Here is a 26,897-nt window from a genome sequence, read left to right as displayed (position 1 = left end):
ACTCGTTTTTTATGCGGCGCACAGGGCCTGGCCGAACAGCAGGTGCTGGCGTATCGGGGTGATGTCGGTGCGGTTCTGGATCAGGTCATAGTACCAGGGGCCGTCCTGCACGTCGCCGTAAAGCACCGCGCCGGTGACGCAGCCGTTCTTGAGCACCAGGCGCTTGTAGACGCCCCGCTTGGCGTCGCGCAGCACCAGGTCTTCGCTGCCTTCGCCGCCGATGAAGTCGCCCACCGAGTACAAATCCACGCCGGTCACTTTCAGCCGCGTGGGCGAAGTCTGCTGCACGTAGCGGCGGTGGCCGGCGCCGGCCAGGTGGGCGCCGCACACGCGCGCCTGCTCCCAGATCGGGGCCACCAGGCCGAAGGTGGCGCTGCGGTGCTGCACGCATTCGCCCACGGCGTAGACGCGCGGGTCGTAGGTTTGCAGGGTGTCGTCGACCACGATGGCGCGGTCGCAGTGCAGGCCTGCATCCTTGGCCAGCGCGATGTTGGGGCGCACGCCGGCCGTCATCACCACCAGGTCGGCCGGGATTTCGCTGCCGTCCTTGAAGCGCACCGCCGTCACGCGGTCCGGGCCGACGATCTCGGCGGTCTGGGCGCTGAGCATGAACTGCAGGCCCTTGTTTTCCAGCGCCTTCTGCAGCAGCTGGGCGGCCGGCTTGTCGAGCTGCTGGTTCATCAGCGCGTCGGTGACGTGCACCACCGTCACCTTCATGCCCTGGCGCAGCAGGCCGTTGGCCGCTTCCAGGCCGAGCAGGCCGCCGCCGATCACCACCGCGTGCGTGTGGTTGCGCGACGCTTCCAGCATGGTTTCCACGTCCTGGATGTCGCGGAAGGCGATCACGCCGGGCAGCTGGTGGCCGGGCACCGGGATGATGAAGGGCTTGGAGCCGGTCGCCAGCAGCAGGCGGTCGTAGCGCACCTCCTTGCCCGACTGCGCGCGCACGATGCGCTTGCGGCGGTCGATGTGCACCACCGGGTCGCCCGCGTGCAGCGTGATGTTGTGCGCCTCGTACCACTCGCGGGTGTGCAGCATGATGTCGTCCACCGTCTTCTCGCCCGCCAGCACCGGCGAGAGCAGGATGCGGTTGTAGTTACCGTATGGCTCGGCACCGAACACGGTAATGTCGTACAGGTCCGGCGCCAGCTTGTGCAGCTCCTCGACGGTGCGCATGCCCGCCATGCCGTTGCCGATGACGACCAGTGCCGGTTTCATTACGCACCCACCCAGACTTTGCCGCCGTCGATGCGCGCCGGGTAGGTGACCACCGAGTGCTCGGGGGCTTCCAGGCATTCGCCGGTCTGCAGGTCGAAATGGTGCTTGTAGATCGGCGAAGCGACCACGATGCGTTCACCCAGGTTGCCGACCAGGCCGCGCGACAACACGGAGGCTTGCGAGTTGGGGTCGTAGTTGTGGATGGCGAACACGCGCTGTTCGCCGTCGTTCACATGGAACACGGCCACGTGCTCGCCCTGCAGCAGCGCGCACACGCCGGTGTTGGGGACGATGTCTTCCAGTGCGCAGATGGCGGTCCAGCGGTCGTTTTGGATGTCGCGGTGCATGGTGGTTCTCCTCAAGCTACTTTGATCGGGATGACGACGGCCTTGCGCTCTTCCAGCGTGGCCGGGCGGATCTGGCCGCGCTCTTCCATGAAGATCACGTTCGGGTCGGCCTGCTCGCTGTTGACGAAGTGGCGGAAGCGCTTGCGCGTTTCAGGGTCGGTGACGGCCACTTTCCACTCGCACTCGTAGGTGTCCACCACGCTTTGCATTTCCGCTTCCAGCTCGGCGGCGATGTTCAGCTTGTCGTTGATGACCACGTCCTTCAGGTAATCCAGGCCGCCTTCCAGGTTGTCGCGCCAGGTGCTGGTGCGCTGCAGGCGGTCTGCGGTGCGGGTGTAGAACATCAGGAAGCGGTCGATGTACTGCACCAGGGTGGCCTTGTCCAGGTCGGAGGCGATCAGTTCGGCGTGGCGCGGCTTCATGCCGCCGTTGCCGCACACGTACAGGTTCCAGCCCTTCTCGGTGGCGATGATGCCGACGTCCTTGCCCTGCGCTTCGGCGCACTCGCGGGTGCAGCCGGACACGCCGAACTTGATCTTGTGCGGCGTGCGCAGGCCCTTGTAGCGGTTTTCCAGTTCGATGGCCAGGCCGACGCTGTCGTCCACGCCGTAGCGGCACCAGGTGGAGCCGACACAGGATTTCACGGTGCGCAGCGACTTGCCGTAGGCGTGGCCGGTTTCGAAGCCGGCCGCGATCAGCTCTTCCCAGATCAGCGGCAGCTGCTCGACGCGGGCGCCGAACAGGTCGACGCGCTGGCCACCGGTGATCTTGGTGTACAGGCCGTATTTCTTGGCGACCGTGCCGACCGCGATCAGGCCGTCCGCCGTCACTTCGCCGCCCGGCATGCGCGGCACCACGGAGTAGGTGCCGTCCTTCTGGATATTGCCCAGGAAGTAGTCGTTGGTGTCCTGCAGGCTGGCGTGTTCCTTCTTCAGCACGAAGTCGTTCCAGCAGGAGGCCAGGATGCTGGCGGCCAGCGGTTTGCACACGTCGCAGCCCAGGCCCTTGCCGTGCTGCGCCAGCAGCGCGCCGAAGGTGCGGATCTGGCCGACGCGGATCAGGTGGTACAGCTCCTGGCGCGAATAGGCGAAGTGTTCGCAGACGTGGTTGTTGACGTCCATGCCGAGCTTCTTCATCTCGGCCTTCATCACCTGGGTCACCAGCGGCACGCAGCCGCCGCAGGCCGTGCCGGCCTTGGTGCAGGACTTGAGGGCGCCGATGCTGGTGGCGCCGTCGCCCACGGCAGCGCAGATGGCGCCTTTCGAGACGTCGTTGCAGGAGCAGATCTGGGCGCCGTCCGGCAGCGCATCCACGCCCAGGCCCGGCTTGGCCTTGCCGTCCGACTGCGGCAGGATCAGGAACTCGGGCGACTCGGGCAGCTCGATCTTGTTGAGCATCATCTGCAGCAGCGTGCCGTATTCGCTGGCGTCGCCCACCATCACGCCGCCCAGCAGGTAGCGGCCGCAGCTCGACACCACGATCTTCTTGTAGATCTGCTTGCGCTCGTCCATGAACTGGTACACGCGGCTGCCCTCTTCCTTGCCGTGCGGGTCGCCGATGGAAGCCACGTCCACGCCCATCAGTTTCAGCTTGGTGCTCATGTCGGCGCCGTTGAACTCAGCCGCCTCGCCCAGCAGGTGCTTGGCCGCCACGCGCGCCATTTCGTAGCCGGGGGCCACCAGGCCGTAGATCATGCCGCCCCACAGCGCGCATTCGCCGATGGCGTAGATGTCGCGGTCCGAGGTCATGCAGTTGTTGTCGATGACGATGCCGCCGCGCGGGCCCACTTCCAGGCCGCTTTCCTTGGCCAGCATGTCGCGCGGGCGGATGCCGGCCGAGAACACGATCATGTCCGCGTCCAGGTGCGAACCGTCGGCGAACTCCATGCGGTGGGTGCCGTCCACGCCGTCCACGATGGCGGTGGTGTTCTTGGCCGTGTGCACGGTCACGCCCAGCGCTTCGATCTTGGAGCGCAGCACGCGCGCGCCGCCGTCATCCACCTGCACCGCCATCAGGCGCGGCGAGAATTCCACCACGTGGGTGTCCAGGTTCATGTCGCGCAGCGCCTTGGCGCATTCCAGGCCCAGCAGGCCGCCGCCGATCACCACGCCGGTCCTGGAGCGCTGGCCGCATTCCAGCATCGCTTCCAGGTCTTCGATGGTGCGGTAGACGAAGCAGTCCTTGCGGTCCTTGCCGGGCAGCGGCGGCACGAAGGGGTAGGAGCCGGTGGCGATCACCAGCTTGTCGTAGCCGAGCACTTCGCCGTCGCTGGTGGTGACCGTCTTGGCGGCCGCGTCGATGGCGGTGGCGCGGGCGTTCAGGCGCAGCACCATGTCGTCGCGCTCGAAGAAGCCGGGCTTCACCAGCGACAGGTCTTCGGCGCTTTTCCCGGCGAAGAACTCGGACAGGTGGACGCGGTCGTAGGCCGGGCGCGGTTCTTCGCACAGGATGGTCACGTTCAACTTGGCGTTGCCGCCGTGCGTGGCCAGGCTTTCGAGGAATTTGTGGCCTACCATGCCGTGGCCGATGACGATGATGTTCATTGCTATGCTCCTAGATTCTTAAGCTGCGGCCAGGGCCGATTCTTCTTGCGCTGCGGGGCTGAAGCGCGCCGCGATGGCGCACACCGCCGAGGCGGCAACCAGCATGCCGAGGATGCTCAGGGTCTGCTGCACGTTGCCGCCCATGCCCTTCATGAGGAAGCCCGCCGCCACCGCGCCGACGTTGCCGCCCGCGCCGATGATGCCGGCCACGCCGCCCAGGGCGCGCTTGTCGACGAAGGGCACCAGCGCGTAGGTGGCGCCGCAGGCCATGTGTGTGAACAGGCCGAACACCAGCATGGCGATCACCGCGAAGGCGACGCTGTCGGCGTGGGCGAACCACAGCAGGCCGACGCCTTCGCCTATCATCATGATGAACAGCAGCGTGACGCGGCTATTCAGGTTGCCGCGCAGGGCGGCCTTGTCCGAGATCCAGCCGCCCAGGGCGCGGGCAAACAGCGCCAGCAGGCCGAAGCTGCCGGCGGCCATGCCGGCCTGGCCCAGCGACAGCTTGAAGTGGTCGGTGTAGTAGACGGCGGCGATGTTGTGGATGAAGATCTCCACGCCGAAGCAGGCGCCGTAGGTGACGAACAGCAGCCACACGCGGTAGTTGGCGGCGGCCAGCTTGAAGCTTTCCCAGCCGCCTTTTTTACCGCCTTCGATGGCGATGCCGGCTGCGCGCAGTTCGCTGTAATTGCCTTGCGGGCAGTCCTGCGTGAATTTGTAGTAGACCACGGCCATGATCAGCATCAGCACGCCCGGCACCACCAGGGCGGCGCGCCAGCCGAATTTCTCGCCCACGCCCATCATGACCAGGGCGGCCATCAGCAGCGGCATCAGCGCTTGCGCGGCGCCGCCGCCGGCATTGCCCCAGCCTGCGGCGGCCGCGTTGGCGGTGCCCACCACGTTGGGGGCGAACATCACCGAGGTGTGGTACTGGGTGATGACGAAGCTGGCACCCACCGCGCCGATCAGCAGACGGAAGAATAAAAAGCTTTCGTAGCTCTGCGCCGCAGCCACGCCCAGCACGGGGATGGCGCCCAGCAGCAGCAGGCCGGTGTAGGCTTTGCGCGGGCCGAAATGGTCGCACAGCGGGCCGATGATCAGGCGCACGACGATGGTGATGGCGACGGCGGCGATGTTGATGTTGGCGATCTGCGCCATCGTCAGGCCGAACTCCCCTTTAATGACCGGCATCAGCGGCGCGCAGGCGAACCAGGCGAAGAAGCAGATGAAGAACGCCATCCAGGTCAGGTGGAAGGCACGCATCGGCGGCGTGGAGATGGTGAAGAGCTTGATGCTGGTAGCTTTGCTGGCCATTTTTTTATCCCGTCTAGAAAACAAAAAAGCGTCCGCGCAGCCTTGATCTAACATCAAGCTGGGCGGACGCCGTTGTCCTGCCAGTCCGTCGTTAGACCAGCGCATTTGTTTGGGGGATCGCCATTGATCCTGTCCTTATCCTTTGCAAGAGGCGTGCCAGACAGGCGCAAGGCGGTTTACAGGGGGGAGCGGCCGAAATTGTTACTTCAACGAATTTAATTCAGGGTGCCTGTGACATATTGCGGTGCAACAGCGCACTCGCTTGGTGCGCGCCCGGGTGCACCATGTTGCACACCCCATGCATCGGCACAGCGCACCACGTCGCCCACCACGATGATGCTGGGGCTACCCAGGCCGCTGGCGGCCAGCGCCTGGGGCAGTTCACCCAGGGTAGTGATCAGCTGGCGCTGCGCGTCGCGCGTGGCCGACTGCACCACGGCCACCGGCGTGTCCGCGCCGGCGCCGCCGGCCATCAGCCCGGCCTGGATGGCGGCGCAGCGCGCCACGCCCATATAGATCACCAGCGTCAGGCCGCTTTGCGCCAGCGCCGGCCAGTTCGGCTCGGAGCCCGCGTCCTTGCCGTGGCCGGTGACGAACACCGCGCCCTGGCTCCAGGACCGGTGCGTGAGCGGAATGCCGATGCTGGACGGCGCGGCCAGGCCGCTGCTGATGCCGGGTACCACCTCCACCTGGACGCCGTGCGCCAGCAACTGCGCGCGTTCCTCGCCGCCGCGCCCGAACAGGTAGGGGTCGCCGCCCTTCAGGCGCACCACGCTGTGGCCGGCGCGCGCCTCGGCGATCATCAGGCGCTCGATGAATTCCTGCGGCGTGGACTGGCAGCCGCCGCGCTTGCCCACCTGGACCACGCGCGCCTGCGGCGAGGCGCAGGCCAGGATCTCCGGGTTCACCAGGTCGTCCACCAGCAGCACGTCGGCCGCCGCGATGGCCCTGGCGGCCTTGATGGTCAGCAGGTCGGGGTCGCCGGGACCGGCGCCCACCAGGGTGACTTTGCCTTGCTTGTTCATGACAGCTCTCCTTATGCGTTGGCGGTGTTGAGCGCCGTTTTCACCATGTCGTCGATTTCGCCGGTGATGTTGGACAGTACGCCGGCCACCACCGCGAACTCGCGCCCGGCAAAGCCGGCCCGCGCGGCCACGATGCGCGCGTTGAAGGCCACCATCTTGGCCTGCTTGGCGATGGTTTCGATTTCCGTGATCACGCCGCGCAGTTGCTTTTTCATCAGCAGCGCGTGCTTTTTGGACTGGTCTTCATAGATGGCGGTGATCTGGTTGAGCAGCGCCAGCACCGGCGTGGTCATCTCGACCAGCTGCGCCAGCAGCGCCTGGGCGCCGCGCGACCCGTCCTCGCAGGCCCGCAGCGTGCGCTCGGCCAGGTCCATGAAGTCGCGGATCTGGCGGTCGCCGCCGGGGCGGCCGAAATAGACCTCCTCCAGTTCCGGGCAGAAGATGCCCGGCACGGTGTCGCTGCCCTCCACCAGCGCGTGGTGCGCGCCGCGGAACAGCGCCAGCGCCTCGCGCGCGGTGGCGGCGGCGTTCTCCTGGCCTTGCCCGGCCAGCACCGCGTACAGCACCAGGCGCTGCGAGGTGAAACGCCGACGCCCGGAAAGGTTGATCAATGCGCCAAATACTTCGCCCGACAGCGGCGGTGCTTCCTTGGTGGTGGCCAGTGCGGCCGCTCCGTAATTTGCCATCTGCACCCTCTTGGTGTGTGGGGTTAAAGCTTCGCTACTGCCTGATGCTGAAGGACGCCGCATAGCGTTCCGGGTCGCTGCCATTCCACTGTTTGCCATCCATCAGCGTGGAGCTGCGCAGGACGCCTTGCGGCACGGGTGTCTCCGTCATTTCCGCTGCCTCGCGGTATAGGTTTATCTGGTGCACCGAGCTGGCCACGGCCAGGTAGTCGGGATCGGCCTTGAGCAGGCCCCAGCGCCGTTGCTGGGTCATGAACCACATGCCGTCCGACAGGTAGGGGAAATTCACCGCGCCTTCATGGTGGAAGCGCAGCGGGTGGGTGTCTTCCCAGCTCTTGCCCAGGCCGTCCTGGTAGTGGCCCAGGATGCGCTGGCAGATCACGTCCTTGCTGGTGTTCACGTAGGGCACGGCCGAAATGATCTCGGCCATGGCCATGCGGTTGGCGGCGCTGGCGTCGATCCAGCGGCTGGCCTCCAGCACGGCGGCGATCACCGCGCGGCAGGTGTTGGGGTGGGTGCGCGCGAATTCGGCCGACGCGGCCAGCACCTTTTCCGGATGCTCGGGCCAGATCTGCTGGCTGGTGGCGGCGGTGATGCCGATGCCGTCCATCACGGCGCGGTGGCCCCAGGGTTCCCCGGCGCAGAAGCCATCCATGTGGCCGGCGCCCAGGTTGGACACCATCTGCGCCGGCGGCACGGTGATCACGCGCGCATGGCGCATCGGGTCGATGCCGTGCGCCGCCATCCAGTAATACAGCCACATGGCGTGGGTGCCGGTGGGGAAGGTCTGGGCGAAGGTGTAGGTGCGCGGCGCGCTGTGCATCAGCGCGGCCAGCGAGGCGCCGTCCACCGCGCCCTGCTCGGCCAGGCGGCGCGACAGGGTGATGGCCTGGCCGTTGCGGTTCAAATTCATCAGGATGGCCATGTCGCGCTTCTGCCAGCCTATGCCCAGCTGGGTGCCGTACACCATGCCGTACAGCGAGTGCGCCGCGTCCAGTTCCCCGGTGAGCAGCTTGTCGCGCACGCCGGCCCAGGACGATTCCTTGCTCGGCACGATCTTGATGCCGTATTTTTCATCAAAGCCCAGCACCGCAGCCATGACGACGGAGGCGCAGTCGGTCAGCGGGTTGAACCCGATCCTGACCACCTGCTTTTCCGGTGCCGCATGCTTCGTCATCGCTCTTTTCCTCTAAAAAAATGCACTAACTTGGTGCAACGCACCAAATCAGCCTAGCAAATCCTCGACGTCGAGAATGCGCTGGGCGATCTCGGCGAGCTTCAGGTTCTTGTTCATGGCCATGGTGCGCAGCTTCTGGTAAGCCGCGTCCTCGGTCATGCCGTGGCGTGTCATGAGCAGCCCCTTGGCGCGGTCGATCACCTTGCGCTCGGCCAGCTTGTGGCGTGTGTCGTCCAGCTCGGCGAGCAGCTTTTGCTCCTGCTTGAAGCGCGCCAGCGCCACGTTCAGCACCGGCTTGATGCGCTCGGCCTGCAGCCCCGCCACGATGTACGCGGACACGCCGGCCGCCATCGCCGCTTCCATGCTGGAAGGGGCGTCGTCCTCGGTGAACATGACGATGGGGCGGCGCTCGTCGCGGGTGGCGATGACGATATGCTCCAGCACGTCGCGCGCGTCCGATTCGGCGTCGATGATGATCATGTCGGGCTGCAGCAGGGCGATCTGCTCGGGCAGGTGCATGTCGGCCGGGAGGGAGGCGACGATCTCGTAGCCGGCTTCCTGCAGGCCGGCGTTCAGGGCGTGCGCGCGCGTTGCCGCGTCGGCCGCCTGGACCACTACGATACGCAGATTGCGCGCTGGGGGCGCTGATTGTCGCTTGGGTGCCATCTTGGGGTGCTCTGATTCAATACCTTGTTACTAGCAAGAATCAAACCACCCCGAACGATCACTATTTTGCCGGCAGCACGGCGATGGAGGGGGCGCGCTCCTTTTGCAGGCGGGCGGCGACCTGTTCGGCCCTGGCAAGCGCGCGGATGAGGTTGCCGCCGGCCAGCTTGGCCAGGTCGGCATCCTTCCAGCCGCGCTGTATCAGCTCGGCGAACAGCGCCGGATAGGCGGACACGTCCTGCAGGCCTTCGGTGGTGGCGCCGCCGTCGAAGTCAGCCGCCAGGCCCACGTGGTCCACGCCTGCCACTTTGGCAATATGGTCGATATGGTCAGCCACCTGCTGCAGGGTGGTCTTGGGAGCGGGGCCGGCCTGCTTGATGTAGGCCGCCTCCACCACCTTGTAGGCGGGGCTGTCGCGCTCCATGGTGCGGGTGCGGGCAATCAGGCCGTCTTTCCAGCGCATGTAGTCGGTGGAGACGAAGGCCGGCACGAAGGTGACCATCACCACGCCGCCGTTGGCCGCCATGCGGGCCAGCACGTCGTCCGGCACGTTGCGCGGGTGGTCCACCAGCGCGCGGGCACTGGAATGGGAGAAGATCACGGGCGCCTCGCTGGTGTCGAGCGCCTGGCGCATCACGTCCGGGCTGGTGTGGCTCAGGTCCACCAGCATGCCAAGACGGTTCATCTCGCGCACCACTTCCTTGCCGAAGGGCGACAGGCCGCCGTTGCGCGACTGGTCGAGGGCGGCGTCGGCCCAGTCCAGGGTCACGTTGTGGGTCAAGGTCATGTAGCGGGCGCCCAGGTCGTAATAGGCGCGCAGCGCGCCCAGGCTGTTCTCGATGACGTGGCCGCCCTCCATGCCGATGAAGCTGGCCACCTTGCCGGCCTTGCGGGCCTTGGCGATGTCCGTGCTGCGGGTGGCCAGCACCAGGCGCTCGGGGTAGCGCGCGATCATGCGCTTGGCCAGGTCGATCTGCTCCAGCTGGGTGCGCGCCCAGCCCTGCTTCAACTCGCCGGGCACGAACACGCTCCAGAACTGCACCGCCACGCGGCCTTCCTTCAGGCGCGGCAAGTCGGTCTGCTGGGCGTTCAGCTTGCGCAGGTCGTAGGCGTCCACGTCCATCGGATGGGCCTTGTCCCCGCGTATGGTCCACGGCAAATCGTTGTGGCCATCGACCAGCGGCACCTTGTCCAGCAGCGCCTTGGCATGCTTGAGGGCCGCGTCGGCCGACGTATCGGCAGCGTGGGCGGCGGCGGTGAGTCCGAGGGCGAGCAACAGAGCATAGGAAGCATGACGCATGGAAGCCTTCTCCTGAATGAGGGAACAGGCATAGTAAACAATTTTCCGGCGCGGTGTGCTCAGCGTTGCATGCCCCAGCGGCGGATGGTGGCGCGTTCGAGGGTGCGGAACACCAGGCTGTCGACCAGCAGGCCGATCAGGATGACTGCGGCGAGGCCGGCGAACACTTTGTCCGTGTACAGCTCATTGCGGTTCTGGAAGATGTACCAGCCCAGCCCTCCCTTGCCGGACGAGACGCCGAACACCAGCTCGGCGGCGATCAGCGTGCGCCAGGCGAAGGCCCAGCCGATCTTCAGGCCCGACACGATGGCCGGCAGCGCGGCGGGCACCAGGATCTGCACCACCAGCGGCAGGCCCCGCAGGCCGTAGTTGCGGCCGGCCATGCGCAGTGTCTCCGGGACGCCCTGGAAGCCGGCGTAGGCCCCCAGCGCCAGCGGCCAGAGCACCGCGTGCACGATCACGAACAGCAGGCTGCCGTTGCCCAGCCCGAACCACAGCAGCGCGAGCGGCAGCAGCGCGATGGCGGGCAAGGGATTGAACATGGCGACCAGGGTCTCCAACAAGTCGCGCCCGAGGCGGGTGGTGACGGCCAGCGCGGTGAGCGCAAAGGCGGCGATCACGCCCAGCATATAGCCTTGCAGCAGGATGCTGAGCGACACCCGCACCCGTTCCAGCAGCTCGCCGCTGGCGATGCCGCCGATGAAGGCTTGCGCGGTTTGCAGGAAGGTGGGCAGCAGCAGGTCGTTGTCCTGCCAGCGGGCGATGGCTTCCCATCCGGCGGCCAGCGCCAGCAGGATCAGCGTCTTGCGCAGCCAGTCCTGCTGCCAGAGGCGCTGCGCGAGCGGCAGCGGACGCGTGACGCTGGCCGGCGCTGGCGGCGCGGCGGCGTATTCAAATTCCTGGCGGATCGGCGGTTCAAGCAGCAGGCTCATAGCGCGAGCCTCCGGCCGATGGCGTCCAGCGCGTCATGGCCGCCCGGCGGCGGCGCTGCCGTGAAGGACGGGACAGGAACCGGCAGGCCCGCCGCGCTGGCGATTGCAATGGCGGCGGCGGGCACCGCAAACTCTGGCGAAGCGGCGGCTGCACACCGGGTGACCGCCCCGGGCTGCGTTACGGCCGCTGCGGTTGCGGCGGCTGTCACAGCGCCGGATGAGGCGGAGGCGGAGGCGGAGGCGGGGGCGGAGGCAAGGGCCGCGTGGCTAGCCGCGTCGGCCTGCTCGTCAAACAGCAACCGATGGATGCGGTGGGCGGCAGCCTGGAATTCCGGGCTGCCGGTGCTGTGCAGGCCGAACTGGTGGCTGTTCAGTTCTGCCCGCACGCGCCCCGGGTGCGGCGACAGCAGCAGGATGCGGTTGCCCACGACGAGCGCTTCTTCGATCGAGTGCGTGACGAACAGCAGCGTGAAGCGCGCCTCTTCCCACAGGCGGCCCAGCTCTTCCTGCATCTTGCGGCGCGTGAGCGCGTCCAGCGCGGCGAAAGGTTCATCCATCAGCAGCACCTCGGGCTGCATGGCAAGCGCACGCGCGATCGCCACGCGCTGCTTCATGCCGCCGGACAGCGTATGCGGATACGCGTCCGCGAATCCGGCCAGGCCCACCTTGCCGATCCAGTGCATGGCTCGCTCTTCAGCCTCGCCGCGCTTCAGCTTTTTGGACGCCAGCAGCGGGAACATGACATTTTGCCGGACCGTCTTCCACGGCGGCAGCTGGTCGAATTCCTGGAACACGGCCACGCGGTCCGGCCCGGGCCCGCTCACCGCCCGGCCGTTGACGCTGATGCTGCCCGCGCTCGGCGCAAGGAAGCCGCCCGCCGCCTTCAGCAGCGAAGACTTGCCGCACCCCGACGGCCCAAGCAGCACGAAGCGGTCGCCGCGATACACGTCGAAACTCACATCATGCGTGGCGCGCACGGTGTGCGCCCGGCTGCGGTATTCCAGGCTGACGCCCTCGGCGCGCAGCAGCGGCTGCACGGCATGCTGTACGGCCTGCTGCGGTGAACCCGGCTGCGATGTGTGCCGCTTCGGCACGGCGTGCAGTTGCGGCGGCTGGGGCTGCGCCTGTGTTTGCGGCTGATGAATCATGTCCGCCTACCCGCCCTGGCCGATGGCCGGATCTTCAAAGAAGTAGTCGCGCCAGCTGGTGGGCTGGTTCTTCAGCACGCCCACCCGGTGCAGGAACTGCGCCAGCCCATACGTGTTCTGCGGCGCCACCTTGAACTGCACCTGCGGATTCTTGATGATCTTCAGGAGCAGGGCCCGGTCCACCTTGCTCTTGCTCACGCGCAGATACGCATCCGCCGCCCCTTCCGGATTCGCGCTGGCAAACTGCGCCGCTTCCGCCAGCGCGGCCGTGAAGGCGCGGTAGGTCTTGGGATTCTCGTTGCGGTATTTCTCCGTGGCGTACAGCACCGTGGACGAACTCGGCCCGCCCAGCACGTCATAGGAATTCAGCACAATGCGCGCGTTCGGATTCTGCGCCAGCTCCTGCTCCTGGTAAGGGGAATTGCCGAAGTGCGCGTTGATCTCCGTGCCGCCCGCGATAACGGCCGCTGCGGCGTCCGGATGCGGCAGCGTTTGCGTCAGCTTGTCCAGGCGGTTGAACTCCTTGTCGCCCCACTGCCTGGCCACCGCCATTTGCAATATGCGCGACTGCACCGACACGCCCGCAGCCGGCAGCCCGATGCGGTCCTTCTCGGTAAAGTCGGCAATGGTCTTCACCTTGGGGTTGTTGCTGACCAGGTAGTAGGGGAAGTTGCCCAGCGAGGCCACGCCGCGCACGTTCTGCTTGCCGTTGGTGCGGTCCCATATCGTCAGCAGCGGGCCGACTCCCGCGCTGGCGATATCGATGCTGCCGGACAGCAGCGCGTCGTTGATGGCCGCACCGCCCGAAAGCTGCGTGCGTTCGACGGCGATATCAATGCCCTGCTGCTTGCCGTGCTTCTCGATCAGCTTCTGGTCCTGCGCGATGTTCAGCAGCAGGTAGGTGACGCCGTACTGCTCGGCGATGCGGATGCGCCCTTCGGCCTGCGCCTGTGTGCTCAGGCCCAGGGCCACGGCCGCAACGGCGGCGGCGATGAACTTCAATTTACTCATGCTTGCTCCAGGTGTAGTCAGAACGGGACGTCGCCCTCGATGGTGGTGCGGTACAGCTTGCGGCGCATGTGGGGCGGACAGCCCGCCGCCAGATGCATCAGCGAGCGGTTGTCCCAGAACACCATGTCGTGCGGGCGCCACTGGTGGCGGTAGATGTGTTCGGGCTTGACGCTGTGCGCAAACAGTTCCGCCAGCAGGGCCTTGCTCTCGTCCTCCGGCAGGCCGGCGATGCGCGTGGTGAAATGCTCGCTGACGAACAGCGCGCGGCGGCCCGTCTCCGGATGCACGCGCACCACCGGCTGCAGCACCGGCTTCACTTCCTCGATCTGCTCCTGCGTCAGCGGCGGGCGGAAGGGGTTGCGGCGGCGCAGTTCCTCGTACTGCGCCAGATAGCTGTGCTCCGCGCGCAGGCCCTGCACCGCGCGGCGCAGCGCCACCGGCAGCGTTTCGTAAGCCAGGTGCATATTGGCGAACAGCGTGTCGCCGCCCTCCTCGGGCAGCTCCTGCGCGTGCAGCATGGAACCCAGGCTGGGCTTCTCCTTGTAAGACAGGTCCGAGTGCCAGAAGTGGCCGGCGTCGCCCAGCCCCGTGGGCTGGCCGTTCTCGATGATGTTGGAAATGACCAGCACCTCGGGCGCCTCGGCCAGCTGGAAATTGCGCAGCACGTGGATCTGCAGCGGGCCGAAGCGGCGGCTGAATTCCACCTGCTGCTGCGGCGTGATGCGCTGGTCGCGGAACACAAGCACGTGGTGGTCCAGGTGGGCGCGATGCAGGCGCTGGAATTCACGGTTGCCGAGCGGCTGCGACAGGTCCAGGTCCGTCACCTCCGCACCGAGCGGGGCATCGAACACCTTGATATCGAAACTCTGGACAGGATGGAGAACGGCAGACATGGGACTGGTCCTTGCGTTGAATATGCCCCCAGTCTATGCCGCTCCCTTCATGAAGAAAACGAAGCTTATCGGCTATTCATATGCGATTTTCGCCGCTGCGCGCAGCGCGGCGACCATGGCGGCGAGGGCGCGTGCTTTTTCGTCGGCGCCGGGGACGCGCAGCACGTAGGCCGGGTGATAGGTGGCGACCACCCAGCGGCCGGCGTGCTGCACCGGCTGGTCCATGTAGTCTTTCAGCGCGGCGTGGCTGTCTTCCAGGACGGCTTTCAGGGCCGTACTGCCCAGCGCAACCACCACTTGCGGGGCGACGTGTTCCAGCTCGCCTTCCAGCCAGTAATGGCAGGCCAGGATCTCTTTTTGCGCGGGCGTCTTGTGCAGGCGGCGCTTGCCGCGCGGTTCCCATTTGAAGTGCTTCACGGCGTTGGTGACGTAGACTTTGCTGCGCTCGATGCCGGCTTGCGCCAGCGCACGGTCGAGCAGCGTGCCGGCCGGGCCGACGAAGGGGTGGCCCTGCAAGTCTTCCTGGTCGCCGGGCTGCTCGCCCACCAGCATGATGCGCGCTTTCTTCGCGCCCTCGCCCGGCACGGCCTGCGTGGCGTGCTCCCATAGCTCGCAGCGGCGGCATTCATCCAGCGTGTGCGGCTGCTGGCGTTCGGGCTGCGCTTTCTCGGCAGCGATGGGAATGGTGGTGCCGCTGCGCCGGCCGACCGCGCTGGCCTGGCCCACACGGCGCGCGCCGGCGGCGGCTTGCGACACCATGTCCGGCACCAGCGCACCTTCCGGCATGTTTTTCCAGAAGCGCGAACGCACATGGCTGTGCATCACGTCCGGATTCAGGCGGGCGGGATTGAAGATGCTGCGGTAATACGTGAGCCACAGCGCTTCGCCTTCGTCTTCGATGTCGGCGGCGCCGTGCGCCAGCGGGCCGGTGGTGTGCAGGGCCGCGCCGTCCCACAGCACGGTGGCGTCCGGTGTGGCGATCAGCCAGGTGGTGCGGCCCATGCGCTCCGCGAAGTGGCGCGCCACCTGCGGCAGCACATCGTGCGCGGGCTCGAACCAGGCCACGAAACGCGGCTCGCCCTCGCCTGCGGGGCGCTCGCGGAAGCGCAGGTAGGCATGCATGTCGTGTTCTTCGCGGCGCACGGCGCGGGCCATGCCGTGCAAGCGGCTGCCGTCTTCATCTGCCATCGACATCACCTCCCGCTGGCCTTGCTGCCAGCGCCACAGGATTTTGTACAGGAAGGCCCAGCGGTCGTCCGCGCGGTAGCAGGCAGCCCGCTGCAGCAGGTCCATCAGCTCGCGCGGAACGCGCGGCGCAGGCAGCGCAGGCGCTGCGCTAACCGAGGCGGCGGCCACGCAAGCTGCGCCCTGGTTCACTGACGCAGCGGGCTGATCGGCAGCACCGGGCGCGGGAGCCGGGCCGGCCACGGCGCCGAACAAGTCGCCGCCGCCTCCAGGTGCCGTCCATTGTACGGATTCAGGCGGCACGCGGCGCACGATCAGCTCGCGCGCCGCTGCGCGCCAGTCGTCGAAACCGGCCACGGCAATGGGTTGCATGAAGCCGGCCATTACGCCGCCTGCAGCTCCGGCCACAGGTTCATCTGCTGCGGCGACTCGGCCATGGCGCGGCGCAGCGTTTCCGACGGGGTGGTGTCGCGCGCGGGCACGTAGTCGGCAACGATGATGAAGGGCGCGATCTTTTTCATGCTGCAGCGCAGGCGCGACAGGTCCGCATAGCGCACGCGCCGCAAGCGCCGCAGCTCCACGATGCGCTGCGCATTGCGCAGGCCGATGCCGGGCACGCGCGCGATCATGCCGACGTCGGCGCGGTTCAGGTCCATCGGGAAATGTTCGCGGTTGGCCAGGGCCCAGGCCAGCTTGGGGTCGATGTCGAGCGCCAGGTTGCTCGGTTGCGTGCCATCGCCGGGCAGCAGTTCGCTGACCTGGAAGCCGTAGCTGCGCAGCAGGAAGTCGGCCTGGTACAAACGGTGTTCGCGCTGCATGGGCGGCGGCGCCAGCGGCACGCTTTTCGGGCTGTCCGGGATGGGGCTGAAGGCGGAGTAGTACACGCGCTTGAGCTTGTAGCTGCCGTACAGCGTTTCGGCGGTGCCGAGGATGTGCCTGTCGTCGCTGGCGTCGGCGCCCACGATCATCTGCGTGCTCTGGCCTGCCGGCGCGAAGGCGGGCGCTTTGGGTTCTTCGGCCTTTTCATCGAGCCGCAGGCGGATGGCGCCCATGGCCAGCTTGATGGTGTGCACGTTCTTTTCAGGCGCCAGGCGGGTGATGCTGTCCTGCGAGGGCAGTTCGATGTTGACGCTGAGCCGGTCCGCGTACAGGCCGGCGGCGGCAATCAGCGCGGGGTCGGCGTCGGGGATGGTTTTCAGGTGGATGTAGCCGCGGAATTGGTGCGTTTCGCGCAGTTCGCGGGCGATGGCCACCAGCTGCTCCATGGTGTAGTCGGCGGACTGGATGATGCCGCTGCTCAGGAACAGGCCGTCGATGTAATTGCGCAGGTAGAAGTCGACCGTGAGCTTGACCACTTCCTGCACCGTGAAGCGGGCGCGCGGCACGTTGGAGGTGCGGCGGTTGACGCAGTACTGGCAGTCGTAGATGCAGAAGTTGGTGAGCAGGATTTTCAGCAGGGAGACACAGCGGCCGTCCGGCGTGTAGCTGTGGCAGATGCCCATGCCGGTGCTGGCGCCCAGCCCGTCCTTGCCGATGGAGTTGCGCTTGGGGGCGCCGCTGCTGGCGCAGGAAGCGTCGTACTTCGCGGCGTCGGCCAGGATTTCAAGCTTGTCGGTGAGCTCCATTTGCTGCCTCTATACTGTATGTATAAACAGTATATCGCAGGCTGGGCGGAAGCGCGGAATATTGGCGGGTCAAGGGCGGGTCAGTGCTGAGCGTGGCGGGTGAGCGTGGCGGGTTACGCGCCGAGGCGCTAACCCGCCCTACGGTCCTACGGTTGTCAGGACATGGCGGCGTATTTGCCGAGGCGGCCTTCGAGGCGGGCGGCTAGTTCGTGGCCGGCGCTGACGGTCATATCCAAGTCGTGCAGATGGCCGTCCTTCAGTCCGTAGACCCAGCCGTGCACGGTCAGTTGCTGGCCGCGGTCCCAGGCGTCCTGCACAATGGTGGTCTGGCAGACGTTGACCACCTGCTCCACCACGTTCAGTTCGCACAGGCGCTCGGCGCGTTCGCGCGACGGCAGCACGTCGCCCAGGTAGCGCTCGTGCTTTTGTGCCACGTCATTCACATGGCGCAGCCAGTTGTCGACCAGGCCGACGCGGGTGCCGGTCATGGCCGCGTGCACGCCCTTGCAGCCGTAGTGGCCCACCACGATGACGTGCTTCACTTTCAGCACTTCGATGGCAAATTGCAGCACCGACAGGCAGTTCAGGTCGGAGTGCACCACCACGTTGGCGATGTTGCGGTGAACGAACACGTCGCCAGGGGCCAGGCCCAGCAGCTCATTCGCCGGAACGCGGCTGTCGGAACAGCCTATCCACAGGTACTCGGGCGAGGCTTGCTGCTCCAGGCGCTTGAAGAATTCCGGGTCGCGCTGGACCATGGAGTCGGCCCAGGCGCGGTTGTTGACCAGCAGGTCTGCCAACGACGAATTGCTTACGTTTTGTTCGCTCATATGTCCTCTCAAACGTGCGAAGACCGCCCGTTTGCCGGGTTGGCAAGGGGCGGTCCGGGAATAACGCTATGTTACCTGATTTGGTGCGACGCATCATCTGTCTGGGACAATGATGCGTATGGCAAACTTATCGCCAGCTTACTCGAAGAAGTCCTTCACCTTGTCGCGCCAGGTCTTGCTTTGCGGGCTGTGCTTGGAACCGCCTTCCACGGTGGCGCGGTCGAACTCGCGCAGCAGTTCCTTCTGCTTGTCGGTCAGCTTGACCGGCGTTTCCACGGCCACGTGGCAGAACAGGTCGCCCGGATAGCCGGAACGCACGCCCTTGATGCCCTTGCCCTTCAGGCGGAAGGTCTTGCCCGACTGGGTGCCCTCGGGGATGGTGAAGGACACCTTGCCCGACAGCGTAGGCACTTCGATTTCGCCGCCCAGCGCCGCGCGCGCAAACGAGATCGGCATTTCGCAATGCAGGTCGTCGCCTTCGCGCTGGAACACCGCGTGCTGCTTGATGTGGATTTCCACGTACAAGTCGCCCGGCGGCCCGCCGTTGGTGCCCGGTTCGCCGTTGCCGGACGAGCGGATGCGCATGCCGTTGTCGATGCCGACCGGGATCTTCACTTCCAGCGTCTTGTTGCGCTTGATGCGGCCCGCGCCGCCGCAAGGCGAGCAAGGATCGGTGATGATCTTGCCGGTGCCGTGGCATTTCGGGCAGGTCTGCTGGATGCTGAAGAAGCCCTGCTGCATGCGTACCTGGCCGTGGCCGCCGCACGTGGAGCAGGTCACCGGCGAGGTGCCGGGCTTGGCGCCGGAACCGTGGCAGGTGTCGCACTTGTCCCAGGACGGTACGCGGATCGTGGTGTCGAAACCGTGCGCCGCCTGTTCCAGGGTGATTTCCAGGTTGTAGCGCAAGTCCGCGCCGCGGTAGACCTGCGGGCCGGAGCTGCGGCCGCGGCCGCCGCCGCCGAAGATGTCGCCGAAGATGTCGCCGAAGGCATCGCCGAAGCCGCCCGCGCCGAAACCGCCGCCGCCGCCGCCCATGTTCGGGTCCACGCCGGCGTGACCGTAGCGGTCATACGCTTCGCGTTTTTCCGGGTTGGTCAGCATCTCGTAGGCCTCTTTGACCTCCTTGAACTTCTCTTCCGATTCCTTGCTGTCCGGATTGCGGTCCGGATGGTATTTCATCGCCAGTTTGCGATAGGACTTCTTGATTTCGTCTTCGGACGCATTCTTTGCGACCCCGAGGATCTCGTAAAAATCACGCTTTGCCATGTCGTAGGCACCTTGCTGTGTACTGGTACTGATTATGCGAAAAAGCCGAGCCGGCCCCTTTGCAGGGATGCACGGCTCGGCGTCAGTCTTGCGGCCGCAGCCGGGGACTTGGGAGGATGCGGATTACTTGCTGTCTTTGACTTCTTTGAAGTCGGCATCCACCACGTCGTCCTGCTGCGCTTTGGACTCTTGCTGGCCGCCAGGCTGCTGGCCGGCTTCGGCACCGCCGGCAGCGCCCTGCTGGGCCTGCATGTCGGCGTACATCTTCTCGCCCAGCTTCTGCGAGGCAGTCGACAGCGCCGCCACCTTGGCGTCGATGTCGGCCTTGTCGCCGGCCTTGATCGAGGCTTCCAGATCGGTAATGGCCGCTTCGATCTTCTCTTTCTCGCCCGCTTCCAGCTTGTCGCCGTATTCGGTCAGGGACTTGCGGGTCGAGTGCACCAGCGCGTCGGCCTGGTTGCGCGACTCGGCCAGTTCCTTGACCTTCTTGTCTTCTTCCGCGTTCAGCTCGGCGTCCTTCACCATCTTCTGGATCTCGTCTTCGGTCAGGCCGGAGTTCGCCTTGATGGTGATCTTGTTTTCCTTGCCGGTGGCCTTGTCCTTGGCGCCCACGTGCAGAATGCCGTTGGCGTCGATGTCGAAGGTCACTTCGATCTGTGGCGTGCCGCGTGCTGCCGGCGGGATGCCTTCCAGATTGAATTCGCCCAGGCCCTTGTTGCCGGCCGCGATTTCACGCTCGCCCTGGTAGACCTTGATGGTCACGGCAGGCTGATTGTCGTCGGCGGTCGAGAACACTTGCGAGAACTTGGTCGGAATCGTGGTGTTCTTGTGGATCATCTTGGTCATCACGCCGCCCAGGGTTTCGATACCCAGCGACAGCGGGGTCACGTCCAGCAGCAGCAGGTCCTTGCGGTCGCCCGACAGCACGGAACCCTGGATCGCGGCGCCAACAGCCACGGCTTCGTCCGGGTTCACGTCCTTGCGTGGATCCTTGCCGAAGAACTCTTTGACCTTTTCCTGCACCTTGGGCATACGGGTCATGCCGCCGACCAGGATGATGTCGTCGATGTCCGACACTTTCACGCCTGCATCCTTGATGGCGGTGCGGCATGGCTCGATGGTGGCGTTGATCAGCTCTTCCACCAGCGATTCCAGCTTGGCACGGGTCATCTTCAGGTTCAGGTGGACCGGGGCGCCGTTCGCCATGGCGATGTAGGGCTCGTTGATCTCGGTCTGCTGCGAGGACGACAGTTCGATCTTGGCGCGCTCGGCCGAAGCCTTGATGCGCTGCAGGGCGATCGGATCCTTCTTCAGGTCCAGGCCGTTGATCTTCTTGAACTCGTCGATGATGTAGTCGATGATGCGCTGGTCGAAGTCTTCGCCGCCCAGGAAGGTGTCGCCGTTGGTCGACAGCACTTCGAACTGCTTCTCGCCGTCCACGTCCGCGATTTCAATGATCGACACGTCGAAGGTACCGCCGCCCAGGTCGTACACGGCGATCTTGCGGTCGCCCTTGTCGGTCTTGTCCAGGCCGAAGGCCAGTGCCGCCGCGGTCGGCTCGTTGATGATGCGCTTGACGTCCAGGCCGGCGATGCGGCCGGCGTCCTTGGTGGCCTGGCGCTGCGAGTCGTTGAAGTAGGCCGGCACGGTAATCACGGCTTCGGTGACTTCTTCACCGAGGTAGTCTTCCGCCGTTCTCTTCATCTTGCGCAGCACTTCAGCCGAGATCTGCGGCGGTGCCAGTTTCTTGTCGCGCACGCCGATCCACGCATCGCCGTTGTCGGCTTTGGTGATCTGGTAAGGCATCAGCGCGATGTCCTTCTGTACTTCTTTTTCTTCGAATTTGCGGCCGATCAGGCGCTTCACCGCGAACAGGGTGTTCTTCGGGTTGGTGACTGCCTGGCGCTTTGCAGGCGCGCCGACCAGGATCTCGCCGTCATCTTGATAAGCAATGATCGATGGCGTGGTACGCGCGCCTTCCGCGTTCTCGATTACCTTAGGCTGACCGTTTTCCATGATGGAAACGCAGGAGTTCGTGGTTCCCAGGTCAATACCGATAATTTTGCCCATGATTTATTTTCCTTGTTTGCTAAGTTTCAGATGCTTCTTATATGTGGGAAATGCTGTGTGATTTCAAGTGCTTGCGCTGAGCTACTCTTACTATTACTTTGCCTGCGCGGCGGTCACGATGGCCGGACGCAGCAGGCGGTCGGCAATCATGTAGCCTTTTTGCAGCACGGACACCACGGTGTTGGCTTCCTGCTCGGCAGGAACAACGGCCACGGCCTGGTGTTTGTTCGGGTCCAGCTTGTCGCCCTGCGCCGGCATGATTTCCAGCAGGCGGTTCTTTTCAAACGCGGAATTAAGCTGCTTGAGCGTCATTTCCACGCCTTCCTTCAGCGACTCCAGGGTGGGCGCTTCCACTTTCAGGGCCATTTCCAGGCTGTCCTTCACCGGCACCATGGCTTCGGCAAAGCTCTCAACGGCAAATTTGTGGGCTTTGGCAACGTCTTCCTGGGCACGGCGGCGGATGTTTTCGCTGTCGGCCTTGGCGCGCATGAAGGCATCGTGCATCTCAGCCAGGCGGGCTTCGGTGCTGGCCAGCTGCTCTTCCAGCGTAGGAGCGGCGGCGTCGGCGGGAGTCGATGGCTGCGCTGGCGCTGCTTCCGCCTCGGGATTAGGGACTGCTTGATTTTCCTGATCTTGCATCTGAAAGACTCCTACAAATCGAGTGTTAGACATTACTGGTGACGGCACGGGCAGCAAGTGGGGCTATAACCTACCTTTTCAAGGGTTATTCGCGCGGCATTGCAATATGTGTAACAACGCCGTTACAAACTGACTCACAAGAGAGATATTTTTTTGCACCGCAGCAGCTACTATGTAATGGAGGTCGGCGCCGCCGCCCGTCATCCAGCGTGGGGAGCGCATCATGAAGTTGCCACTCATCGCAGCGTCCATCGTGGCCTACATCGTTCTGGCCGTCGCCTGGATCTGCTACTCCGAATTACTACAATAGTTGCCGCCCGAAGAACGGGTATTGTAACAGGCTGGCACTCACCGACGGCAAGTGCTGATTATCACCTGGACACCATGTGCGCAGCCAGTGTCAGTTTTCCGCACCCAGCTTGAGCGCGGCCGCGCGCGCGGCTTCGCCCGCCTTCTTGAGCGCATCGCGCTGCGGCTGGGCCATCATAGTCGGCCAGCCTATCATGTGCTGCTCGGCGATCTCGGCCAGGGCGGCGATCCAGCCGGGCGCGGCGTTCAGGCAGGGGATGTAGTGGAATTCCTTGCCGCCGGCGGCCATGAAGTCGTGCCGCACCTCCATGGCGATTTCCTCCAGGGTTTCCAGGCAGTCGCTGGTGAAGCCGGGGCAGATCACGTCCACCCGGCGCACGCCGTCGCGCGCCAGCTGCTGCACGGTGGGCGCGGTGTAGGGCTGCAGCCACTCGGCCTTGCCGAAGCGCGACTGGAAGGTGACCAGGTACTGCTCCGGCGTGAGCTTCAGCCTGGCGGCCAGCAAGCGCGCGGTTTTCAGGCATTCGCAGTGGTAGGGGTCGCCCAGCAGCAGCGTGCGCCGGGGCACGCCGTGGAAGCTCAGCACCAGCTTTTCCGGCCGGCCGTGCGCGTCCCAGTGCGCCAGGATGGATTCCTGCAGCGCATGGATGTAGCCGTCGTGGTCGTGGTAGTTGCGGATGAAGCGCAGTTCCGGCACGTTGCGGATCTGCTTGTAATGGGCGAACACGGCGTCGTAGATGGAGCCGGTGGTGGTGCCGGAATACTGCGGATACGCCGGTAGCAGCAGGACGCGCTCGCAGCCGTCCGCCTTCAGGCGCGCCAGCACGTCCGGCAGGGACGGCGAACCGTAGCGCATGGCCATGGCCACGGTGACGTTGTCGTGGCCGCGCTCGCCCAGCGCGGCGCGCAGCAGCAGCGCCTGCTCCTGGGTGTTGACCTTGAGCGGCGAGCCCTCGCGGGTCCAGATCGACGCGTATTTCCTGGCCGACTGGCCGGAGCGGAACGGCAGGATGATGAGGTTGAGGATGAACCACCAGACGGCGCGCGGAATCTCCACCACGCGCTGGTCGGACAGGAATTGCTTCAGGTAGCGGCGCACAGCCGAGCGCGTGGGCGCGTCCGGCGTGCCAAGATTGACCAGCACCACGGCGCTGCCGCCGTTGCTGCCATGGGTATGGGGAGGTTCTTTAAGGAAGGCCATGAATCTGCAATGACGAGGTCGAGGCGTCATTATAGATTAGTTGGCAAGCCTTAAACTTTCAGGATGATTTTCATGCTTCGACTCCTATTCACACAGGGATAAAGGTAGGCCGGAACACGCGGCCTGTCAATGTAAGTGATGCACGGCAACACTCCAGGCGGACCCGGCGTTGTCGATCGCCATGCCGCGCCCGCGCATGTTGGGAAACACCGGGATCGGCGTGAGTGCCTGGATTTCCGCCTCCGTCATGACGCGGCCCGGCTGCGCCGGGTCTTCCGGCGTCAACAGCAGGTGCAGGTCTTCGTGCGCAAACAGTACCAGCTCGACGCAGCCGACCACGCCGTCGGCGCGCTGCGGGTAGAAGCCGATGGCGTCGGCGTGCGTATTAAACAGCTCTATCATCAGATCGGTGCCGTTTTCCTGGAAATCGATGGTGTAGGGGCCGCTGCGCGGCGGCAGCGGTGGCGTGAAGAACAGGCACAATTCGCGGTCGCCGTCGGTGCACTCGCCGGGCTTGCGCAGCATGGCCAGCTGCAGGAAATCGGTGCGTTCGCCGGCCGGCCCGGTCACCGTGCAGCGCGCCGTCTCGCTGGAAAAAGCTGCCTCTTCGGACTGTTCCGTCAGCCCGATGCTGAGGCAATGCAGCGCTTCGGCGCCGGTGCGGATTTTCAGGTGGAACTGCACCAGGTCGGGTGCGCTGGCATGCTGGTCGCCCACCGGGCGGCCGCCGTTGGTATAGACGGTGAGGCGGCAGCTGTCGTAGTGCAGCAAGCCGCCGCGCAACTTGAAATACAGTTCACCCACGTCGCGCATCATGCGCACGGCGGTCGGATTGGTTTCCTTCCAGGGATTGGTGACCGCGCGCCGCCTGGCAGCGTTGATGCGCTGGATATGCTCCTGCAACTGCCTGGCCGTATCGGCTTTGATGCGCTCGTATTCCGCCTCGAACCCGGGCGACAGCGCCTTGTGGAAACTGAACGTGGTCAGCGAGGTCTGCACCTCCACGAGGTGGCCCTTGAAGGCTTCGCGCGTCAGCGCCATGGTCGACGCCATGGCGGAGTCGAGCAGGCTGGCGGAAAAGCTGACGAAACTGTCGGGCCGGTCGGTGGCCGCTTCGGCAAAGGTGACCGCGATCATTTCACCGTAGGCGGGATCGGACACCGTCAGCAGCTTGGCCGGCAAATTGTTGGCGATGCCGCCGTCCACCACCGTGGGCGCCGTGCTGCCGGCCCATATCCTGAAAAAATACGGCAGCGCGCAAGAATCCACCAGGGCGTCCGCCAGCGTTTCACCGCCCTGCGCCAGCACCGTGGCGCGGCTGCCGAGGTCGGTCTTGGTGATCTGCAGGCGCGTGCCCTTGCGCTCGGCGTCGGCCACTTTCACCACGTTCTTCTGGGCGAATTTTTCGTTGAGCCAGCCGCGCAGGCCAACCGTGTCACGCAGGGATTTGTTTTTCACAAGCAGGCAATAGGCTGCGGCCAGCTTGCCCGGCACGGTGATGCCGCGCATGAGCTGGGCGCCCCTGCCGCCGCGCAGTTCAGCCATGATGGACTGTGCGGAAATGCCGGCCGCGAGAAAACCGGCCACGATGGCGCCGGCGGACGTGCCGGCCACCTGGGTTACCTCGATTTTATGATCGGCCTTGAACTCCTGGATGGCTTCTGCGACCGCCAGCAGCGCTGCGATCCGCGCGCCGCCGCCCTGGAATGCGAACTGCATCTTCACAGGCGTACTCATGCGACACCTCCGCAATGGACTGGGCGCGCGCCCAGCGCGCGCCCAGCTGTTCCATGCTACTGCTGCGCTGTCGGCCTGGCGTTGAGAAAACGCAAAGCGGCGCTAGGAGGCCAGCAGCTCGCGGGCGTGCTTGCGGGTGGTGGCGGTGATTTCCAGGCCGCCCAGCATGCGCGCCACTTCTTCCACGCGGGCCTTGCTGTCGAGCACGTCGATGCGGGAGGCGGTCTTGCCGTTCTCCAGCGTGCCTTTGGCCACCTGGAAGTGCTGGCTGGCCTGGCTGGCTACCTGCGGCAAGTGGGTCACGCACAGCACCTGGCGTGCCTGGCCCAGGCGCTTGAGCAGCCGCCCCACCACTTCGGCCACGCCGCCGCCGATGCCGCTGTCGACCTCATCGAAGATCAGGGTCGGGGTGGTGGTGGCGTTGGAGGTGATCACGGAAATAGCCAGCGCAATGCGTGCCAGTTCGCCGCCAGACGCCACCTTGACCAGCGGGCGCGGCGCCACACCGGCGTGGCCGGCCACCAGGAATTCCACCTGCTCCAGGCCGCGCGCGCCCGGCTCGCAGGGGTGCAGCGCGATGTCGAAGGCGCCGCCCGTCATGTTCAGGTCCTGCATGGCCTGGGTGACGGCCGCGGCCAGCGTCCTGGCGGCCGCCGCGCGCGTGGCCGACAGCTTGCGCGCCACGTCCATGTAGGCCGCCTTGAGCTTCTCTTCCTGCCGGCGCAGGCCGTCCAGGTCGCTGGCGTCGGCCAGCTGGCGCAGCTTGGCCGACAGCTGCGCGTGTTCTTGCGGCAAGTCGTCCGGCGCCACGCGGAACTTGCGCGCGGCCGAGTGCAGCGCCTCCATGCGCGCGTCCACCTGGCGCAGGCGGTCCGGGTCCAGTTCCACCCGGTCCAGGTAGGTGTTCAGCGCGTAGACCGATTCCTGCAGCTGGATGCGGGCCGATTCGATCAGGTCCACCGTGGGCTGCAGCTCGGTGTCGATGGCGGCCAGCTTGCCCAGCTTCTGGCTCAGCGAACCGAGCTGCGAGACGATGGGATGGTCTTCCGATTCAGATATGGCGGCCAGCGCTTCCTGCGCGCCTTCCAGCAGGCTGGCCGCGTGCGACAGCCGGCTGTGCTCGTTGGCGATGTCCTGCCATTCGCCGGGCTTGGCGGCCAGCTTGTCCAGCTCGCCCACCTGCCACTCCAGGCGCTCGCGCTCGTAGGCCAGGTTGGCGGCGCCGGCCTCGTACTCTTCCAGCTGGCGCGCCAGCGCGCGCCAGGCCTTGTGCGCGGCGGCCACGGCTTTCAGGTCGTCGGCGGCGCCGGCATCCTTGATGGTGGACTGGCTGTCGAGCAGCTCGCGCTGCGCATCCGTTTTCAGCAGCGACTGGTGGGCGTGCTGGCCGTGGATATCGACCAGCATGTCGCCCAGCTCGCGCAGCTGCGCGGCGGTGGCGGCCACGCCGTTGATGTAGGCCTTGGAGCGGCCGGCGTTGTCGATCACGCGGCGCAGCAGGGCGCCGCCCTCGTCGGCGGCAAACTCGTTGGCGGCCAGCCAGGCGGCGGCCTGTTCCGTCACCGCGAAGTCGGCCGTGATGTCGGCCTTGGCCGCGCCGTCGCGCACCACGCTGGCGTCGCCGCGTCCGCCCAGCGCCAGGGTCAGCGCGTCGATGAGGATGGATTTGCCGGCGCCCGTTTCGCCGGTGAAGACGGTGAAGCCAGCGGAAAATTCCAGTTCGATGGTGTCGACGATGACGAAGTCGCGGATGGACAGGGTACGCAGCATGG

At 65.8% G+C, this 26,897-nt stretch carries 21 protein-coding genes and 1 pseudogene; all 22 read right to left on the bottom strand.

Translation table 11 applies throughout. The features are described 5' to 3' along the window. Positions 1–9 precede the first annotated feature (9 nt). Complete coding sequence (locus ASC94_RS24000) at positions 10–1,218, bottom strand: NAD(P)/FAD-dependent oxidoreductase (protein ID WP_056401835.1); 1,209 nt, start codon at positions 1,216–1,218, stop codon at positions 10–12. After that, on the bottom strand, positions 1,218–1,565 hold the full coding sequence (gene nirD, locus ASC94_RS23995) for a nitrite reductase small subunit NirD (protein ID WP_056401832.1): 348 nt from the start codon (positions 1,563–1,565) through the stop codon (positions 1,218–1,220). The genes ASC94_RS24000 and nirD overlap by 1 nt, the downstream gene beginning before the upstream one ends. Before the next feature lie 11 nt (positions 1,566–1,576). Then, a complete protein-coding gene (gene nirB, locus ASC94_RS23990; RefSeq protein WP_056401830.1) occupies positions 1,577–4,108 on the bottom strand; it encodes a nitrite reductase large subunit NirB in 2,532 nt (843 codons plus the stop codon). An 18-nt stretch (positions 4,109–4,126) separates the two neighbouring features. Next, complete coding sequence (locus ASC94_RS23985; RefSeq protein ID WP_056401827.1) at positions 4,127–5,425, bottom strand: MFS transporter; 1,299 nt, start codon at positions 5,423–5,425, stop codon at positions 4,127–4,129. Positions 5,426–5,640: 215 nt separating this feature from the next. Next, a complete protein-coding gene (gene cobA, locus ASC94_RS23980) occupies positions 5,641–6,450 on the bottom strand; it encodes a uroporphyrinogen-III C-methyltransferase (RefSeq protein ID WP_056401823.1) in 810 nt (269 codons plus the stop codon). Positions 6,451–6,461: 11 nt separating this feature from the next. Further along, a complete protein-coding gene (locus ASC94_RS23975; RefSeq protein ID WP_056402456.1) occupies positions 6,462–7,136 on the bottom strand; it encodes a methyl-accepting chemotaxis protein in 675 nt (224 codons plus the stop codon). 34 nt (positions 7,137–7,170) lie between these two features. Continuing rightward, a complete protein-coding gene (locus tag ASC94_RS23970) occupies positions 7,171–8,313 on the bottom strand; it encodes a CmpA/NrtA family ABC transporter substrate-binding protein (RefSeq protein WP_056401820.1) in 1,143 nt (380 codons plus the stop codon). A 48-nt stretch (positions 8,314–8,361) separates the two neighbouring features. Continuing rightward, positions 8,362–8,979 (bottom strand): ANTAR domain-containing response regulator, encoded by a 618-nt coding sequence (locus tag ASC94_RS23965; protein WP_082616803.1) that lies wholly within the window; start codon positions 8,977–8,979, stop codon positions 8,362–8,364. Positions 8,980–9,040: 61 nt separating this feature from the next. After that, complete coding sequence (locus tag ASC94_RS23960; protein WP_082616802.1) at positions 9,041–10,279, bottom strand: dipeptidase; 1,239 nt, start codon at positions 10,277–10,279, stop codon at positions 9,041–9,043. A 59-nt stretch (positions 10,280–10,338) separates the two neighbouring features. Then, positions 10,339–11,211, bottom strand: a complete 873-nt coding sequence (locus tag ASC94_RS23955; RefSeq protein WP_056401814.1) for an ABC transporter permease — start codon at positions 11,209–11,211, stop codon at positions 10,339–10,341. A 272-nt stretch (positions 11,212–11,483) separates the two neighbouring features. Then, a pseudogene (locus ASC94_RS23950) lies at positions 11,484–12,359 on the bottom strand (ABC transporter ATP-binding protein); the annotation flags it as partial. A gap of 6 nt (positions 12,360–12,365) precedes the next feature. Beyond that, positions 12,366–13,370 (bottom strand): ABC transporter substrate-binding protein, encoded by a 1,005-nt coding sequence (locus ASC94_RS23945; protein ID WP_056401811.1) that lies wholly within the window; start codon positions 13,368–13,370, stop codon positions 12,366–12,368. A 17-nt stretch (positions 13,371–13,387) separates the two neighbouring features. Then, complete coding sequence (locus ASC94_RS23940) at positions 13,388–14,263, bottom strand: TauD/TfdA family dioxygenase (protein ID WP_056401808.1); 876 nt, start codon at positions 14,261–14,263, stop codon at positions 13,388–13,390. A 72-nt stretch (positions 14,264–14,335) separates the two neighbouring features. After that, positions 14,336–15,820 (bottom strand): UdgX family uracil-DNA binding protein, encoded by a 1,485-nt coding sequence (locus ASC94_RS23935; RefSeq protein ID WP_082616826.1) that lies wholly within the window; start codon positions 15,818–15,820, stop codon positions 14,336–14,338. An 11-nt stretch (positions 15,821–15,831) separates the two neighbouring features. Continuing rightward, a complete protein-coding gene (locus tag ASC94_RS23930) occupies positions 15,832–17,073 on the bottom strand; it encodes a putative DNA modification/repair radical SAM protein (protein ID WP_056401802.1) in 1,242 nt (413 codons plus the stop codon). A 155-nt stretch (positions 17,074–17,228) separates the two neighbouring features. Then, positions 17,229–17,903, bottom strand: a complete 675-nt coding sequence (gene can / locus ASC94_RS23925) for a carbonate dehydratase (RefSeq protein WP_056401799.1) — start codon at positions 17,901–17,903, stop codon at positions 17,229–17,231. Positions 17,904–18,041: 138 nt separating this feature from the next. After that, positions 18,042–19,169 (bottom strand): molecular chaperone DnaJ, encoded by a 1,128-nt coding sequence (dnaJ, locus tag ASC94_RS23920; RefSeq protein WP_056401797.1) that lies wholly within the window; start codon positions 19,167–19,169, stop codon positions 18,042–18,044. Between the two features lie 123 nt (positions 19,170–19,292). Next, on the bottom strand, positions 19,293–21,239 hold the full coding sequence (gene dnaK, locus ASC94_RS23915) for a molecular chaperone DnaK (protein WP_056401795.1): 1,947 nt from the start codon (positions 21,237–21,239) through the stop codon (positions 19,293–19,295). Between the two features lie 93 nt (positions 21,240–21,332). After that, positions 21,333–21,878 (bottom strand): nucleotide exchange factor GrpE, encoded by a 546-nt coding sequence (gene grpE, locus ASC94_RS23910; RefSeq protein WP_056401793.1) that lies wholly within the window; start codon positions 21,876–21,878, stop codon positions 21,333–21,335. Between the two features lie 400 nt (positions 21,879–22,278). Continuing rightward, complete coding sequence (gene hemH, locus ASC94_RS23905) at positions 22,279–23,388, bottom strand: ferrochelatase (protein ID WP_056401789.1); 1,110 nt, start codon at positions 23,386–23,388, stop codon at positions 22,279–22,281. 126 nt (positions 23,389–23,514) lie between these two features. Beyond that, the gene (locus ASC94_RS23900) at positions 23,515–25,125 is read right to left on the bottom strand and encodes a patatin-like phospholipase family protein (protein ID WP_082616801.1); all 1,611 of its coding nucleotides are present in this window, start codon (positions 25,123–25,125) and stop codon (positions 23,515–23,517) included. Between the two features lie 102 nt (positions 25,126–25,227). Continuing rightward, on the bottom strand, positions 25,228–26,895 hold the full coding sequence (gene recN, locus ASC94_RS23895; protein ID WP_056401782.1) for a DNA repair protein RecN: 1,668 nt from the start codon (positions 26,893–26,895) through the stop codon (positions 25,228–25,230). Between the last annotated feature and the right edge of the window lie 2 nt (positions 26,896–26,897).

The sequence above is a fragment of the Massilia sp. Root418 genome (assembly GCF_001425265.1).
In the GTDB taxonomy this organism is placed as follows: domain Bacteria; phylum Pseudomonadota; class Gammaproteobacteria; order Burkholderiales; family Burkholderiaceae_D; genus Rugamonas.
This window is presented reverse-complemented; position numbering and strand designations above follow the sequence as displayed.

What these genes read in the sequence shown, in the direction of transcription:
- ASC94_RS24000 (WP_056401835.1), bottom strand. Translation starts at nt 1,218, where the DNA reads ATGAAACCGGCACTGGTCGTCATCGGCAACGGCATGGCGGGCATGCGC.
- nirD (WP_056401832.1), bottom strand. Translation starts at nt 1,565, where the DNA reads ATGCACCGCGACATCCAAAACGACCGCTGGACCGCCATCTGCGCACTG.
- nirB (WP_056401830.1), bottom strand. Translation starts at nt 4,108, where the DNA reads ATGAACATCATCGTCATCGGCCACGGCATGGTAGGCCACAAATTCCTC.
- ASC94_RS23985 (WP_056401827.1), bottom strand. Translation starts at nt 5,425, where the DNA reads ATGGCCAGCAAAGCTACCAGCATCAAGCTCTTCACCATCTCCACGCCG.
- cobA (WP_056401823.1), bottom strand. Translation starts at nt 6,450, where the DNA reads ATGAACAAGCAAGGCAAAGTCACCCTGGTGGGCGCCGGTCCCGGCGAC.
- ASC94_RS23975 (WP_056402456.1), bottom strand. Translation starts at nt 7,136, where the DNA reads ATGGCAAATTACGGAGCGGCCGCACTGGCCACCACCAAGGAAGCACCG.
- ASC94_RS23970 (WP_056401820.1), bottom strand. Translation starts at nt 8,313, where the DNA reads ATGACGAAGCATGCGGCACCGGAAAAGCAGGTGGTCAGGATCGGGTTC.
- ASC94_RS23965 (WP_082616803.1), bottom strand. Translation starts at nt 8,979, where the DNA reads ATGGCACCCAAGCGACAATCAGCGCCCCCAGCGCGCAATCTGCGTATC.
- ASC94_RS23960 (WP_082616802.1), bottom strand. Translation starts at nt 10,279, where the DNA reads ATGCGTCATGCTTCCTATGCTCTGTTGCTCGCCCTCGGACTCACCGCC.
- ASC94_RS23955 (WP_056401814.1), bottom strand. Translation starts at nt 11,211, where the DNA reads ATGAGCCTGCTGCTTGAACCGCCGATCCGCCAGGAATTTGAATACGCC.
- ASC94_RS23945 (WP_056401811.1), bottom strand. Translation starts at nt 13,370, where the DNA reads ATGAGTAAATTGAAGTTCATCGCCGCCGCCGTTGCGGCCGTGGCCCTG.
- ASC94_RS23940 (WP_056401808.1), bottom strand. Translation starts at nt 14,263, where the DNA reads ATGTCTGCCGTTCTCCATCCTGTCCAGAGTTTCGATATCAAGGTGTTC.
- ASC94_RS23935 (WP_082616826.1), bottom strand. Translation starts at nt 15,820, where the DNA reads ATGCAACCCATTGCCGTGGCCGGTTTCGACGACTGGCGCGCAGCGGCG.
- ASC94_RS23930 (WP_056401802.1), bottom strand. Translation starts at nt 17,073, where the DNA reads ATGGAGCTCACCGACAAGCTTGAAATCCTGGCCGACGCCGCGAAGTAC.
- can (WP_056401799.1), bottom strand. Translation starts at nt 17,903, where the DNA reads ATGAGCGAACAAAACGTAAGCAATTCGTCGTTGGCAGACCTGCTGGTC.
- dnaJ (WP_056401797.1), bottom strand. Translation starts at nt 19,169, where the DNA reads ATGGCAAAGCGTGATTTTTACGAGATCCTCGGGGTCGCAAAGAATGCG.
- dnaK (WP_056401795.1), bottom strand. Translation starts at nt 21,239, where the DNA reads ATGGGCAAAATTATCGGTATTGACCTGGGAACCACGAACTCCTGCGTT.
- grpE (WP_056401793.1), bottom strand. Translation starts at nt 21,878, where the DNA reads ATGCAAGATCAGGAAAATCAAGCAGTCCCTAATCCCGAGGCGGAAGCA.
- hemH (WP_056401789.1), bottom strand. Translation starts at nt 23,388, where the DNA reads ATGGCCTTCCTTAAAGAACCTCCCCATACCCATGGCAGCAACGGCGGC.
- ASC94_RS23900 (WP_082616801.1), bottom strand. Translation starts at nt 25,125, where the DNA reads ATGAGTACGCCTGTGAAGATGCAGTTCGCATTCCAGGGCGGCGGCGCG.
- recN (WP_056401782.1), bottom strand. Translation starts at nt 26,895, where the DNA reads ATGCTGCGTACCCTGTCCATCCGCGACTTCGTCATCGTCGACACCATC.